The organism is Phyllobacterium sp. 0TCS1.6A (assembly GCF_026420825.1).
GTDB lineage: Bacteria > Pseudomonadota > Alphaproteobacteria > Rhizobiales > Rhizobiaceae > Phyllobacterium.
In genome coordinates this window covers 198,920-212,964 of sequence record NZ_JAPMAB010000004.1, presented here as the reverse complement: position 1 = coordinate 212,964, position 14,045 = coordinate 198,920, and the positions used below count along the sequence as shown (strand labels likewise).

The window sequence follows — 14,045 nt, the reverse complement described above, 5'->3', positions numbered from 1 at the left end:
CTCACCTTTTCAAACAAGCTCGTATAGCAACTGGTATGATGAGTCAATCACTATACAGCATCGCCGGTGCCGTCCAGCCGGTCGATCGCCGCGACATTGGATACGGACGGACCGTTCGGATCGAATTCCGAGGCCAGCCAGGTATCGACGATGGCCTTTGCCAGTTCGGGCCCGATGACCCGGGCGCCCATGGTGATGATCTGGGCATTGTTGGATTTGGCGGCGCGTTCGGCCGAATAGGTATCGTGCGTCAGCGCGGCGCGGATGCCCGGCACCTTGTTGGCCGAGATGCTCACGCCGATGCCGGTGCCGCAGATGAGGATGCCGCGCTCATGCTCGCCATCGATAATGGTTTGTGCAAGGTCGCGCGAGAGATCGGCGTAGAAACCCGGCTGGCTCATATCCGTCACCACCAGTTCGGTCTTGCCGCCGAGATGGGCGGCGATCACATCCAGCAGCGGCTTGCCCGCGCTGTCGGCTCCGATTGCAATCTTCATGCTGGTATTCCTTCCTTGAATGTTCCTGTTCCGTAACGAACTTGCGGGCGCCGGTTCAGCCCCCCTGCCCGTCCCTGATCTGCGCGAAATAGCCATCGGTGCCGATCTGCCCGCCCTTGAGCGCGATCTGCAGGCCATCGGTCGGCCCATGCCTGCCATGCGCCAGGCAGAGCGGCGAGCCCGGCGTCTGCGGCAGCGGAAGCAGTGTCGTCAATGCCTCGACGCGAAGCTCCCGCAGCGCGTGGCTCGATGTGTCGCCGCCGGCGATGACCGCGCGCGGCAGCTTCTCCCGCTCCACCAATTGGCGCAGGATCATGCCCAGCGAACGGCCGAGCCTGTGCCGCGCGCCGGGAATGCGGTCGATCTCCGCACCGCGATCGGCAGAGGGTCCGAGCGCCGTATTGAGGATGACGCTGCGGCCAGACTTCAAGATACGGATGCCGTCATCGACGGCCCCGGCCACGGCTTCCTCGCCGCCGGAAACGAGCTCCACCGGATCAAGGCTGACACTGTCGAAGCCGTCCGCGGTGGCGGCGCTGATCTGGCGCGCGGTGGTGGGTGAAACGCTGCCCGAAACCACGGCGAGCCGCTCCACCTTTCCGGGCGAAGCGAAATGCTGCTTTTCGCCTATGACGCCCTGCTGCCGCCAGGTGTTCAGCAAGGCATATTCGACGCCGGACGACCCGGCGGTGAAACGGCTGCCCTTGCGCGCCAGTCGCCACAAATGATCCCCGGCCGCCGCCTGCGTCTGCGGCGAATCCACGTCGAAAAACAGAATTCCGGCATCGGATGCCATCGCGTCGATCCTGGACGCCGCGTCCGGCGACGACAGGGTCGCGATGTCTGCAAGCGCGATGGACAGGCCGGTCTGGCGGGCAAGATGGACGGTCAGATCGGCCTCGTCCATCGGCGTGACAGGATGCCTGCTCATGACCGGATGCCGGTCGATGCGGAACATTTTGCCCTGATAGGTGGCGAAGAGATTGCCGAAGCTGGTATAGCGCCCGAGTTGCGGCGCGCCGACAATGACCGGCACGCAAGCCTGTTCGAAGACGGACTTGCCGATCTCGATGGCCGTGCCGATGCTTCCGACCTTGGGGCTCGAATCGAAGGTCGAGCACACCTTGTAGTGACAGATCGCAGCGCCGAGGCCCTTGAGCCATTCGAAGACCGGCGTCAATTGCTGCTGCATCCATTCCGGCGTTTCGCTGCGGCTGGTGCCGGCAATGCCGATCGCACGGCAATCGCGGAACCGTTGGCGCATTGCCGGCGACGGGATGCCGAGGAAAAGCACCGTCGCAACGCCATTGGATGTGAGCGCCTCCATGACGTCGGTCGAACCGGTGAAATCATCGCCATAATAGCTGAGCAGCGTTTCGGCCATCATGCTTGCGCCTTGCCGAACTTCTTGATCGATGCGGCAAGCTCCGGATGGTCCCTGGCATAGTCTTCGAGCGCTATGCCCTTGACCGCGGCCTGCCATGCCTGCTGGACCGCGCGCACGCCGGCAGCCGGGCCGCCGGGATGGCTGACGATACCGCCGCCGCAGAGATAGAGCAGGTCGACCGTCCGCCCCGTGCGCTCATAGGTTTCCGGCGCCTGCCCGCCCCACTGGCCCGATCCGGCGACGGGCAAGGGACGATCCGCGGCCTTGAACAGTGGCGTGCTGATCGCCTCAAAGGAGCGGACGAAGCTCTCGTCCGGCTCCCAATATTTCACGCCGATGCCGTTGATCTGGAACTGGTCGACGCCAAGCAGCCGCCAGAACTGCTGGTAGACGCTGAAATCGAGACCGGCACCGGGATCGCGGGTCAGGATATCCCAGCCATTGCGGTGGGCATGCAGGACGAGGCCCGAGCGCTTGCGCAGGAAGCTCATCCCGCCGAAGCCGATCGAATTGATGTTGACGACGGCGCAATTGCCGCCGGCCTTGAGCACGATGTCATGATTGCGCATCATCTCGTCAGGATCGGCATGCGAAATGCCGAACGCATACATGACTTTCTTGCCGGTCTTCTGCTCATGATCGAGGATGCGCGGCATGATTGCCGCCACCCGATCCTCGAACGGAGAATAGGCGGGGCTCATCAGTTTCTCGTCGTCCTTGATGAAATCGACGCCGGATTCGATCAGGCTTCCGACCAGCTCGGCGGTTTCATGCGGGCGCAGCCCGAGCGCAGGCTTGACGATCGTGCCGATGATCGGACGGCCTTCGACCCCGGTCAGCCTGCGGCTTCCATCAATGCCGAATTGCGGGCCCGGATGAACTTCGCCAAAGATCTCAGGCAGTTTCATGCCGACGATGCGGATGCCCGTCATGCCCTTGATCGAGAAGACACCACCTATGGCGATGGTCATCAGGGCCGCGAGGTCGGTTCCGATCGCTTCGATCGGAAAGGCGATATCGACATCCGCCCGGTGGAATGCGCCCCCCGCCGCGGGCGCCTCCGGCCAGGTCGGCAACTCACGATCGTCGAGGGGACGGATTGCAATCACCCTCGCCGCCACCCGGTCTTTCAGCGCCTCGGTTTCGCCCGGCACCGGCACAAAGGTTCCCGTCGATTGATCGCTGGCAATCTTGGCGGCCATCGCCTCGATGCTTCCCGGCGTCTCGATCCGGTAGGTCAGGGTGATCGTGGTCAACTACTCCTCCCGCGACGGCAAATTAGCCATGGTGTCGTCTGTCGCACTGGTATAATGAGTATTCCAACTGTGCAACAGAAATCTGGCCGGCCTGCCGAGATCGATGCACTTTGTGCAAGCCGCCGTTGGTGCTAAGGAAGGATTTCCATGAGTCAGCGAGAAACCATGTCCTCAGTCGTCGAGCAGATCGTCCGCCGAAAATTGTCCGATGAAGTCTTCGATCGGCTGGAACGGCTGATCACTTCCGGCGAACTGAAGCCCGGCGACGAAATGCCGTCGGAGCGGGTGCTGATGGAACGCTTCGGCGTTGGCCGCCCGGCGATCCGCGAGGCGATGCAGGCGCTGGCCGGCAAGGGGCTCGTCAGCATCACCCATGGCGAACGGGCGAAAGTGCTGCGACTGACCGCGCAGTCGATCCTGCGGCAGGTCGATCTGACCGCGAAGATCATGCTGATGCAGTCCGCCGATTCGTTGGAGTACCTGAAAGGCGCGCGCATCTTCTTCGAGCGTGGCATGGCAAGGGAAGCGGCCGAGCGCGCGACGGAACAGGATATCGCCGACCTTCGCCAGATCATCGATCTGCAACGCCGTTCGCTCGGCAACGCCGAGGAGTTCATCTCGGCCGACATGGAATTCCACACCCGCATTGCGGAGATTTCCGGCAATCCCATCTTTGTCGCCGTCAGCGAGGCCATGTTGGCATGGCTGAAGCAGTTTCACGTGCACATGCTGATCTGGACCGGCAAGGAGAAATTCACGCTGGTCGAACATGAGGAAATCGTCGAGCGCCTGCAGGCCGGCGATGCGGATGGCGCCGAGGCTGCCATCCTCAAGCACCTGGAACGCTCGCGGGCGCTTTACGGCAATAGCGAAAGCGCCTCTTGAAAGTGTAACCGGCGGCTCCCATCTGTGGCTTCCACCCGTACAAGACGATAGTGCAGCGGCAGAGCGATCTGCGCGCGCGGTCGTCCGGGTTCGATAGGGCGCTCCCCTCACGGGTCGAGCGCCCTATTTCTTTCAAGGCGAGCGTCAGCCTGATCGGGCGAGGGGATCAAAGCGCCCGGCCCGGCCGTTACGGCACACATTGCGGTGCCGATTGCGGTGCCCAGTCGGCGATTGAATATCTGAGCTGTCAGGGTTATAAGGAGGTCCGACCGATGTCTCATCGCCTGCCTTCGTACAACCACCCACACCTGCGCTCCATCCCGCCATCTTGAAGCTAAACGAAGGTTTGCTTCATTGAGTTGGATTGGCGCAATGGCGTGGTTGACGGGCGCTGGTGCACTATTTCCAACCAGCCCCCCGCTTACCCCCCAGAACCGCTACCCTGGACCCCTCCCCTCCTGCTGAGCCCACATGGGTGATCCTGCCGAACCACGTAGCAACATTTGTGCAGCCCCTGCAACAAGAGATGGCAATAATGTACCGCATGCTTCGACAGTCTCGGCACGAGGGAAAAAATTATTGATGGCGGAAGTGGAGGGAGCCAAGGTTTGAAAACCTCGCAAAACTACCGCCTTGCAAATAAACCAAACCCCTCATGCTGAGCCTGTCGAAGCACGCAGCAACGTTTGTGCAGCACCTGTTAAATACGGAAAATCCGCACCACGCCCGCGAAAATCGCGTCTGGTCATTGAAAATGGGGGGAGACGGGCGGTCTTCAGCGCGTCGTAGTGGTATCAGGGTCGAGGTCCGAAGACCGCCCGCGACGTCTTTGCCTGCTATTGTCACGCTTGTCAGACGCAACAACCCGGAAACATGAGCGCTACCTCCGTTTCCATCTGCAGTTTGCTGGCCAATCGGGGTTGTCACTTCCGACCATCCGGCAACGTCACCCTTTCCCAGCTTGTCGAAACAGCTCCGGAAGCTGCTCCCCCACTGGAAAGGACCGAATCACAATAACCCGGTTTCAAAGTGGTGGGATAAGTTTCCATTTATCCCCCACGGAGGGCCGTGTGTTGCATAGAATGAAGTGGCCCCAGCATGATTCGTGGCCCGACAGGTTCATCGCAAGCGGCTCGCCATGAGGGGGATTGAGCTCACCTGACCCAGTTGGCCGCGGCCAACTTTTCGGCGAAACCCTTGTCTGTCGGGCGTTATTTGTCATAAGCCCCGAATCATGGCAGTTTCAATACGGTTTTTTTGATTATGTCGCTTAAAAAGCGCATCGAGAGGAAAACATCGGTGTTGCAGAATAAAAACGTATCGGCTGTCGGCATTACTTCCGATGCCAAAATCTCCCATCATGCGAAGCAATTGTCAAAGCAATTGCAGCTGCTGCGGGAGCGCCTGTTCCCGCCTTCATCCGAGAAAGCGCTGAAGACATTCAGCTCCGGGGAGGCGGCGCAGCTCGTCGGCGTATCGGATGGTTATCTTCGCCAGCTATCGCTCGACGGCAAGGGACCTGCGCCCGACATTTCCCAAACCGGGCGGCGTTCCTACACGCTCGGCCAGATCCACGAATTGCGCCAGCACATGGCGGCGATCAAGCCCAAGGACGCCCTCACCTATCTGCCATGGCGCAAGCATGGCGAGAAGCTGCAGACCATCGCCGTCGCCAACTTCAAAGGCGGCTCGGCGAAAACGACGACCTCGATCTATCTGGCGCAATATCTGGTGTTGCAGGGCTACCGCGTGCTTGCCGTCGATCTCGACCCGCAGGCCTCGCTGACCTCGATGCTTGGTGTACAGCCTGAATTCGACCTGGCGGAAGGCGACACGCTTTACGGCGCCATTCGCTACGATGACAAACGCCGCCCGCTGCGCGACATCATCCGCAAGACCTATTTTACCGGGCTCGACCTGGTGCCGGGCAATCTGGAGCTGATGGAGTTCGAGCATGAGACGCCTCGCGCCCTCATCGAGCGAAAGACGGCCCAGGGCGAGATTTTCTTCAAGCGCGTCGGCTCGGCCATTGCCGAAGTCGAGGCGGACTATGATGTCGTCATCATCGATTGCCCGCCGCAACTCGGCTATCTGACACTCGGCGCGGTGTGCGCAGCGACTTCGCTGCTGATCACCATTCATCCGCAAATGGTGGACGTCGCATCGATGAGCCAGTTCCTGCTGATGACGTCCGATCTTCTATCGGTCGTAAGGAAGGCCGGCGGCGACCTGAACCATGATTTCATTCGCTATGTCATAACAAGGCACGAGCCTTTCGATGGGCCGCAGGGGCAGATCGTGGCCCTGCTGCGAAGTTTGTTCCGCGAAGAAGTCCTGGCCGCAACCGTCGTTAAATCGACGGCAATCGCCGATGCCGGCCTGACCAAACAGACACTCTACGAGATCGAACGCGGCCAGGTTCGGCGCACGACCTATGACCGCGCGATCGAATCGCTGGATGCGGTGAATGGCGAGATCCTCGAAAGCATGAAGATTGCGTGGGGCAGGGTATGAGCAGACGCGATAAATTGACCGGCATTTTTGCCGATACAAGCCGAGAGTTGGCCGCGGCCAACTCGCTCGATGCCGAAGAGGCCAATGATCGCAGCCGCGTTCTTGCCGGGCCCGTTCGCACGATGGGGCTGGCGCTCGACCGGCTGGACCAGGAAGCGCGCGACCTGCAGGCAGCACTTCAATCGGGCGATACGGTCGTCGAACTCGATCCGGAGCTGATCGAGATATCGTTCGTACGCGACAGGCTGGATGAAGCCGTTACGGAAGACGACCCGCTGGTGCAATCGATCGCCGAGAACGGGCAGGAGGTTCCGATCCTCGTGCGCCAGCACCCGGAGCTCAATGGCCGCTACCAGGTGGCCTATGGTCACCGCCGCCTCATCGCCGTTCGGCTGCTGGGGCGGAAAGTGCGCGCGGTCGTCCGGCCCCTCACCGATGCACAGCTAGTCGTCGCGCAGGGTATCGAGAATACGGCGCGCAAGGACCTGTCCTATATCGAGCGCGCTTTGTTCGCGCTCAGCCTCGAGGCGAAAGGCTTTGGTCGCGACGTGATCATGCAGGCGCTCAACACCGACAAGACGGAGCTATCCAAGCTTCTATCGGTGGCGCGGGCGATCCCCGCTGATCTTGTGCGCGCGATTGGACCGGCGCCTTCGATCGGCAGGCGCAAATGGATGGAGCTTTCCGAAAAGATCGCCGAAGAACAGCATCTCGACCGGCTGCGAAAAGCTGCCGCTTCCGAGCAGTTCATGGCGTTGGCATCGGATGATCGCTTCGCATTCATGCTGGCCAAGCTTGCACAGCAGCCAAAGGGCAGTAGCGAAGTCACCCAGTGGCATACGCGCGACGGCAAGCTGACGGCCAGGATCAAGAACACCGGGAAAGCCTATTCGCTTTCCCTCAAGGCAACCGCAGCCACGGTCGGCTTCGGGACATTTCTGTCAGGCAAGCTGGATGAAATCTACGCTGAATGGCAGGCCCAGAATACCAAGGAGTAACGCAGCAAAAGAAAAAGGCCCCCAAACGTTTCCGTCGTGGAAGCCTCTCTCATCTCTCAGCAAGTTGAGAATCGCATTTCCTCGAATCACTGTCAAGAGTTTATGGCACCGTTTCGGTGGTTGAATATCTTTTGCCTCATTGAAAGGTGAAAGAACGATGCTTGAAAGTCATATAACGACGCCCTTTGGGCGGCGGACGATGACGCTTGGCCATCTCCGGGCACAAGCGCAGGCGCGCGCACATACCGATGATACCGCCGTCGACAAGTGGCAGGTCTATCGTTGGCTCTGCGAAGGCAAGGAGGCGTTGGAGGTCAGCGATCGTTCACTGGCCGTGCTCAGCGCTCTGTTATCCTTCCTGCCCCAGACCGAACTCTCGTCCAAGGAGCCGTTGATCGTCTTTCCGTCCAATGCGCAACTATCGCTCCGGGCGCACGGCATGGCAGGTGCAACATTGCGCCGGCATCTCGCGGCGCTACTCGAGCTTGGCCTGATCACCCGCAAGGACAGCCCCAATGGCAAACGATATTCGCGCAAGGGCAGGGGAGGCGAGATCGTCGAGGCCTTCGGGTTCTCGCTGGCGCCGCTGCTCGCGCGGGCCGATGAGTTCAAGCGCGCGGCTGCGAAAGTCCAGGCCGAACGGATGGCATTGAAGCTCCTGCGCGAGCGTGTAAGCCTGCATCGACGCGACATTGCCAAACTCATCGATGTCGCACACCGCGAGACATTCGCCGGCGACTGGACCATGTTGAACGCCCGGCTTCGCGCCATTGTCGAGGCAATCCCTCGCCGCGCCGAGATAGGACAGCTCCAACATATTCTGGAGGCCTTGGAGGCCCTGCAGGCCGAAGTCACTATCCTGTTGGAAAAGAACATCAATGATCGGATTCCGAGCACCAATGACCGTCAGAATGAGCGGCAACAACAGAGTCTCGAATCAGAATCTCAAATAAAAGAATGTCCGCTGAGCGCTGCAGCAAATGTCGACGCCAACCACGACAAGCCAGCGCCGGTGGAAAAGCCCCTGCATCAGGCGTTTTCGCTCGATACGGTCATAAGAGCCTGTCCGGAAATCGCCGACTATTCGCTCCGTGAGATTACGAACTGGCAGCAGTTTTACGCTCTTGCAGGTCAGGTCAAAGCCTATCTCGGTATCTCGTCAAAAGCCTATGACAAGAGCCTGGGGGTGCTCGGGCATCAGAACACGGCGATCATAATCGCCTGCATGCTCCAGAGATCGGAAACCATCAAAGCACCGGCAGCTTATTTCCGCAGCCTGATCGAACGGGCGGAGCGCGGAAAATTCTCGGTTGAGCCCATGCTGACGGCCGCTTTGCATGGAAAAACCCATGATCCGGAGTTTGTGGCACTTTGTTCGTGAGCTTGGGGCGTGATCAGCATTGCCATACAACGAAAGCTAATCGCGTGTTAAGTTCCGTATCCGAGCAGAACCGTAGACGGGGCCAGCCGCGTCCGAGCGCATCGAGTTCGAGGGATCGGCAGAAGCTAGCAGGGCGTCGGCTGGTATCCGCCATCGGCCGCCTGTATTCGCTGGCCCCAATCGCGCATGCTGAGCAACACCGGAGCCAATGTGCGGCCGAGATCCGTCAGCTCATATTCGACCTTTGGCGGAACCTCTGGATGGACAATGCGCCGGATGACCCCGTCTGCCTCGAGTTCGCGCAGCTGCAAGGTCATCATTCTTGGCGTTGCGGCGGCAACGAGGCGGCAAAGCGCGTTGAAGCGCAGCTTGCCTTCGAGCAGATGGAACAGGATCACCGGTTTCCAGATCCCGCCAATCACCGAAAGCGTCGCCTCCACGGCACAGCCGGTCCGGCCCGCCTTGCGCCGCTCGCGTCTGGTGACACTATCGATCATGATACTACATGCTCTCTTTGTACGTACTTATAATACAGGAAGCATAATGTTATTTGCGGTGCCTGAAAAGGAGACTGTCATGAAGCGCTATATCATCAATGGACATGATCACCCCTGGGCAACCCTCGGCGAGGGCGAGCGCCGCCATCCGGCCAAGGGCGAGGTCGCTGTCGATATACGGGCCGCCTCGCTGAATTACCGCGACCTGATCGTGGCGCAGCGATTCGAGGGTTTCATTCCGGTGTCGGACGGCTCCGGCGTGATTTCGGCGGTAGGAGAGGATGTCGAGACGCTTTCGGTCGGTGACCGGGTCGTCATCGGCTTCATGCCGGGTTGGGTCGAGGGCAATATCACCGAGGCGCGCAAGGCGGGGAGCCTGGGTGCACCCGGCGTGGATGGCGTCCTTGCCGAAAGCATCGTCGTGCCGGCAACCGGCGTCGTCCGAATTCCGGACTCGATGACGTTCGAGGAAGCCTCGACCCTGCCTTGTGCAGGCGTGACGGCGTGGGCCGCTTTGTTCGAACGGCGGTCGGTGCAGCCCGGCGAAACGGTGCTGCTGCTTGGAACCGGTGGCGTTTCCATATTCGCGCTTCAACTGGCGAAGAAGGCCGGTGCCCGTGTGATCATCACATCGAGTTCGGATGAGAAGCTTGAGCGGGCTCGTGCCCTCGGTGCGGACGAGATCATCAATTACCGCCAGCGGCCGGATTGGGAAAACGAAGTGCTCCGGCTCACCGACGGTAAGGGTGCGGACCTCGCCGTCGAGGTTTCAGGGCCGCAGACGCTCAACCAGACCCTGAAGGCGACCCGTTTCGATGGCCGGATATCCCTGATGGGCGTACTGACCGGGTTCGACGGCAAGATCGACACCGCGACCATTCTTGAGAAGCGGATTACGCTTCAGGGGATTTATGTCGGTCCGGTCGCGGCCCTGCAAATGCTGGTCAAGGCGGGCATCCGGCCACAGATCGACAAGGTCTTCGGCTTCGACGAGGCGAACCTCGCCTATGACGCGCTCCGCGACGCCAACCATTTCGGCAAGCTGGTCGTCGAGGTCAGCAGACAGGGATAACGGCAAAGCCGCTTTTCCGATGGTCCATGGCGATCTATGCGGCGGAACGTGTCTCCTGGAGCGGCGCCTCCGACAATTTGCCGCCAAGCTCCAGAACGTGCTTGACCGCATAGGCCGGGTCGATGACGCTTTCGGGAACATAGAGGCCTGGTGCCAGTGGCGGTTCGCCCGCCAGGCCAAGCAGGCGCTCCAGCCCGAGCGTCACGCCGAGTGCGGTCAGCCCCGAAGCGCCTTGCGATGTCTCTATATCCACCCGCATCTGCCCGGTCCGGCCATCCTTCAGCACGCCTTCGATCACGATGATCATTTCGTGCGCGGCCGGGCCTCCGGCTTTCCTCGCCGCGGTCATGGCCGATCCGAAGTCGAACCGGACGGACTGCGCGTCGGTAATGGCGGCAAGATCCACCGTATCAAGCACCGACATCGCCTGGACTTCGACCGTTTCGCCCGTCGCTGTAACGACCTTGCGGGTTGATCGGGGCTCGGCCGCCCATTGCCACCGGCCCTCGCGAAGCATCAGCGGGCGCGGCGAATTGAGCATGATCTGTTCGACGTCGCTGGTAGCCATGGGACCAGCCGGTTCATCGGGATCCATGATGACCGTCACCTCGATGGAGTGCAACTGCTCGAACTTCCGGGCGTAATGGAGCGTGGCAAGGCTGGTGACGCCTGACGCCCATTGGCCAGCCAGCAGCATCGGCACGGTTAACGGCCGCAAGATGTGCCGTGCCACCGCCGGCGCGATCTCGAAGGCGCCATCGGCCATGCTGAGATAGGGGATCGATGCGGCCTCGGCGAGCCGAAGCGGGTTCAGCGTGTTTTCCTTGACGAGCGCAACAACCGCACCGAACGGCCTTGCTGGAAGGCCAAGGTCGGGCCTCGTCAGGTCGACGGTGAGGAATTCGGCATTGCCGGCTCGCTCAGCAACCTCTCGGCCACGCACCGCATCGCGCGCCGCGATCGCAAGCGGAAGGTCGGGGTGAAGCCGGCGGATATGCTCGACCACCTTGCTGCCGACCATGCCGGTGCCGCCAATCAGGAGAATAGGGGAGATGCTCTTTGCCATGATCTTCGATACCTCGTTCCGTGGTTTGTTACTAACAGTAAGTTACTAATAGTAATATCGTGGCGGCGAGTCAATGGCGGCGGGCCTCCATGCTTGCGAACTGGGGCGAGTTTCCGGGAAATGCAGGGATCGTCAGGACTTCAGGCTGGCCTTGGCCCTGCTGCCGGGCGCAATCATCGACTGGGCGCGGATTCGGGCGGCGTTACGATAGGATCGTGGCGTCAGACCGGTTTCCGTCCTGAAATAGCGGTTGAAGTTGGAGAGATTGTTGAAGCCCGCCTCGAAACAGATGTCGGTGATCGACATTTCCGTTTCCGCCAGCAATGTGCGGGCGCGCCAGACCCGCACCGAGCGGCTGTAAGCCGAAAAGTTCATGCCCGTGAGGCGGCGGAATGCACGGGAGAACGCCGAGGGCGCGAGGCCCACCAGCTTCGCCACTTCGTGCATCTGCGCGCCGGGGCTGGACTGCATGATCTGGATCGCGTGGTCGATCCTGCGGTGGCGCCTGTCGGCCAACTGGTTGTAGACCGAGATGAAATGTTCACTGGCCAGAAGCCGCTTTTGCGGAGCAGCCTCGATGTCATTGAGGATTTCGATGAACAGGCCGAGCCCGCCACCGGCCTCGAGCGCGTGAAGATCGAGTATCTTGCTGCCGATATCGAATGCCGCCGGGCCCATGATCTCGATGCCGCGATCGGCAAGCGGCTTCAGGCGGTGAAGTACGTCGAATTCCGGACAGACCGCGCGTACGCCCATCAGCGCCTCGGCATCGAATTGCAGCACCAGATCGCGCCCCGGCAGATGCGGCGCGCCCGGCGTGATCCAGTTATGCGGCAGATTGGTGCCCGTCAGCATCAGGTGGCCCGGCTTGAACGGACCGATATAGTCGCCGACATAAGCGAAGCCCTGCGCGTCGGGGATGAAGTGGATTTCCCACTCCGGATGATAGTTCCAGATGCAGATCGGGTTCGGATAGTCGTCGCGGCGGATGAGGTAGGACATGCCGCCGGGCAGCACGATCTGTTCCCGGGTGGCGGTGAACGTGTCTGCTACCGACAGAGGAAAATCTGATGCAATTGACATCTGCTAAGCTGCCATCATGGTCATGTATGTCAAAATAGTATCATTTCTGGTTCAAGGGCAAGCTAGTTTCAAGGGCGTATCCGGGCAGAATTGCTCCTGTTGACGGCAGGAGACCGTCCGAGGGAGGATATGATGACATTCAACAAGCTTCGCGCCGGTTGCGCGGCAATTGCATTACTTGCGACGTCGAACGCCTTTGCGGCGGCCCAATGCAGCGACGATCTGCGCGTCCTGGCCCAGCCGCGTGACGGGCTGACACTTCTCGAACAGCATGTCGACGAATTCGAGGAACTGTCCGGCGCCGGCTTCGAGATCAGCTATCTCAACGAGAACGACCGCCGCGCGAAGTCGCAGGCCGATGCGTCCACCGTCGGCAGCTTCGACGTCTACTATATCGACGAGGCAAACCTTGCGCTGTTCGCGTCCTCGGGCTGGATCGTACCGCTCGACGGCTTTTATCCGGCCGAATATGATTATGCCGATTTCGATGCCGGCATGCGGGCGGCGGCGACCTATGAGGGCAAGCAGTGGTTCGCCCCGATTCAAGGCGGCGGCGACCTGATGGTCTATCGCACCGACCTTCTGGAGAAGGCTGGAATTGCGCCGCCGAAGACCTGGGACGAATACCTCGCCGCAGTGAAAAAACTCCACGATCCCGACAACGGGATCTACGGCACGGCCCTGCGCGGACAGCGCGGTTCGGGCGCCAATGTCTGGCGCTGGATGCCGTTGTTCAAGGCCAATGGCGGCGAGTGGTTCAAGGACGGCAAACCCGCCTTCAATTCGGATGCAGCGGTCAGGGCTACCGAGGCCTATCTCGACCTGTTCAAATATTCCGCGCCCGGAACGCAGACCGGCTCCTGGGACGAGTCCACCGGTGCATTCCGTGCCGGAAAGGTCGCGATCATCATCGAATCCGCACCGCTCGGCGGCATGTCGGTCGACAAGGCGCAGAGCCAGGTGGCGGACAAGGTCGCCTTCGCAGTGCCGCCGACGCCGCTGCCGGGCGCCGGCTATGCCCATGGCTTCGCCATCGCCGCAAAGGCCAACCCGACTGACGAGGAGAAGGCCTGCGCCGGCCTCTTCATCGCCTGGGCGACTTCCAAGGAACAGGAAGCGCGTCGTCTGGCGGCCGGCCAGCCCGGCGAGTTGACCCGGACCAGCACCTATCAGAGCAAGGAATATGCCGCGACATTCGGCCAGAACCTCGCCGATGCCATGGCGCAGACCGGCAGCCGGACCCAGGTGACATTCTGGCAGGACCCGCGCTGGCAGGAACTGGGCAATCAATGGGGCATCATGCTGGAAGAGCTGATCACCGGCAGCCGCAAGGACATCAAGGCGACGCTCAATGAACTTGAGGCTTTCGCCGCCAAGCTCTGACATAATCGAGCCGTCACACATGGCGC

General features: G+C 61.0%; 12 protein-coding genes. 6 read left to right on the top strand and 6 right to left on the bottom strand.

Annotation, left to right across the window (positions count from 1 at the left end; genetic code table 11):
• Positions 1 to 50: 50 nt before the first annotated feature.
• Genes OSJ75_RS11940 through oiaX form a run of 3 tightly spaced genes read right to left on the bottom strand, consistent with a single transcriptional unit; the run spans position 51 to position 3,140 of the window.
• Positions 51 to 497 carry an RpiB/LacA/LacB family sugar-phosphate isomerase gene (locus OSJ75_RS11940; protein ID WP_267228208.1) on the bottom strand — a complete coding sequence of 149 codons (447 nt, stop codon included), beginning with the start codon at positions 495 to 497 and terminating at the stop codon, positions 51 to 53.
• A gap of 55 nt (positions 498 to 552) precedes the next feature.
• Positions 553 to 1,881, bottom strand: a complete 1,329-nt coding sequence (locus tag OSJ75_RS11935) for a four-carbon acid sugar kinase family protein (RefSeq protein ID WP_267228278.1) — start codon at positions 1,879 to 1,881, stop codon at positions 553 to 555.
• A complete protein-coding gene (gene oiaX, locus OSJ75_RS11930) occupies positions 1,881 to 3,140 on the bottom strand; it encodes a 3-oxo-isoapionate-4-phosphate decarboxylase OiaX (protein ID WP_267228207.1) in 1,260 nt (419 codons plus the stop codon). The genes OSJ75_RS11935 and oiaX overlap by 1 nt, the downstream gene beginning before the upstream one ends.
• A 165-nt stretch (positions 3,141 to 3,305) precedes the next feature.
• Between oiaX and OSJ75_RS11925 the strand changes: the two genes are divergently transcribed.
• The 4 genes from OSJ75_RS11925 to repC all read left to right on the top strand — a co-directional run bounded on the left by OSJ75_RS11925 (position 3,306) and on the right by repC (position 8,918).
• Positions 3,306 to 4,025, top strand: coding sequence for a transcriptional regulator NanR (locus tag OSJ75_RS11925; RefSeq protein ID WP_250017821.1), 720 nt, complete (start codon positions 3,306 to 3,308; stop codon positions 4,023 to 4,025).
• 1,302 nt (positions 4,026 to 5,327) lie between these two features.
• Positions 5,328 to 6,539: a plasmid partitioning protein RepA gene (gene repA, locus OSJ75_RS11920; protein ID WP_256473302.1), complete on the top strand. Its 1,212-nt coding sequence runs from the start codon at positions 5,328 to 5,330 to the stop codon at positions 6,537 to 6,539.
• Positions 6,536 to 7,537 (top strand): plasmid partitioning protein RepB, encoded by a 1,002-nt coding sequence (gene repB, locus OSJ75_RS11915; RefSeq protein WP_267228205.1) that lies wholly within the window; start codon positions 6,536 to 6,538, stop codon positions 7,535 to 7,537. The genes repA and repB overlap by 4 nt, the downstream gene beginning before the upstream one ends.
• Before the next feature lie 157 nt (positions 7,538 to 7,694).
• A complete protein-coding gene (gene repC, locus OSJ75_RS11910) occupies positions 7,695 to 8,918 on the top strand; it encodes a plasmid replication protein RepC (protein ID WP_267228277.1) in 1,224 nt (407 codons plus the stop codon).
• Positions 8,919 to 9,043: 125 nt separating this feature from the next.
• On the opposite strand, the gene OSJ75_RS11905 is transcribed toward repC, so the two are convergent.
• Entirely contained in the window at positions 9,044 to 9,415 is a 372-nt protein-coding gene (locus OSJ75_RS11905) for a winged helix-turn-helix transcriptional regulator (protein WP_250018968.1), read from the bottom strand.
• 79 nt (positions 9,416 to 9,494) lie between these two features.
• Between OSJ75_RS11905 and OSJ75_RS11900 the strand changes: the two genes are divergently transcribed.
• On the top strand, positions 9,495 to 10,487 hold the full coding sequence (locus OSJ75_RS11900) for a zinc-dependent alcohol dehydrogenase family protein (protein WP_267228204.1): 993 nt from the start codon (positions 9,495 to 9,497) through the stop codon (positions 10,485 to 10,487).
• A gap of 34 nt (positions 10,488 to 10,521) precedes the next feature.
• Here OSJ75_RS11900 and OSJ75_RS11895 read toward each other — a convergent pair whose 3' ends face one another.
• Together OSJ75_RS11895 and OSJ75_RS11890 are read right to left on the bottom strand one after the other, a co-directional pair.
• Positions 10,522 to 11,553 carry an NAD(P)-dependent oxidoreductase gene (locus OSJ75_RS11895; RefSeq protein ID WP_267228202.1) on the bottom strand — a complete coding sequence of 344 codons (1,032 nt, stop codon included), beginning with the start codon at positions 11,551 to 11,553 and terminating at the stop codon, positions 10,522 to 10,524.
• Between the two features lie 132 nt (positions 11,554 to 11,685).
• Positions 11,686 to 12,636: an AraC family transcriptional regulator gene (locus tag OSJ75_RS11890; protein ID WP_267228201.1), complete on the bottom strand. Its 951-nt coding sequence runs from the start codon at positions 12,634 to 12,636 to the stop codon at positions 11,686 to 11,688.
• A 132-nt stretch (positions 12,637 to 12,768) separates the two neighbouring features.
• On the opposite strand from OSJ75_RS11890, the gene OSJ75_RS11885 reads away from it, so the two are divergent.
• Positions 12,769 to 14,019: an ABC transporter substrate-binding protein gene (locus OSJ75_RS11885; protein WP_267228200.1), complete on the top strand. Its 1,251-nt coding sequence runs from the start codon at positions 12,769 to 12,771 to the stop codon at positions 14,017 to 14,019.
• The last annotated feature ends 26 nt before the right edge of the window (positions 14,020 to 14,045 follow it).

Excerpts from the sequence above, each read along its gene's own strand:
- OSJ75_RS11940 (WP_267228208.1), bottom strand. The coding sequence starts at position 497 with ATGAAGATTGCAATCGGAGCCGACAGCGCGGGCAAGCCGCTGCTGGAT.
- OSJ75_RS11935 (WP_267228278.1), bottom strand. The coding sequence starts at position 1,881 with ATGGCCGAAACGCTGCTCAGCTATTATGGCGATGATTTCACCGGTTCG.
- OSJ75_RS11925 (WP_250017821.1), top strand. The coding sequence starts at position 3,306 with ATGTCCTCAGTCGTCGAGCAGATCGTCCGCCGAAAATTGTCCGATGAA.
- repB (WP_267228205.1), top strand. The coding sequence starts at position 6,536 with ATGAGCAGACGCGATAAATTGACCGGCATTTTTGCCGATACAAGCCGA.
- repC (WP_267228277.1), top strand. The coding sequence starts at position 7,695 with ATGCTTGAAAGTCATATAACGACGCCCTTTGGGCGGCGGACGATGACG.
- OSJ75_RS11905 (WP_250018968.1), bottom strand. The coding sequence starts at position 9,415 with ATGATCGATAGTGTCACCAGACGCGAGCGGCGCAAGGCGGGCCGGACC.
- OSJ75_RS11900 (WP_267228204.1), top strand. The coding sequence starts at position 9,495 with ATGAAGCGCTATATCATCAATGGACATGATCACCCCTGGGCAACCCTC.
- OSJ75_RS11895 (WP_267228202.1), bottom strand. The coding sequence starts at position 11,553 with ATGGCAAAGAGCATCTCCCCTATTCTCCTGATTGGCGGCACCGGCATG.
- OSJ75_RS11890 (WP_267228201.1), bottom strand. The coding sequence starts at position 12,636 with ATGTCAATTGCATCAGATTTTCCTCTGTCGGTAGCAGACACGTTCACC.
- OSJ75_RS11885 (WP_267228200.1), top strand. The coding sequence starts at position 12,769 with ATGACATTCAACAAGCTTCGCGCCGGTTGCGCGGCAATTGCATTACTT.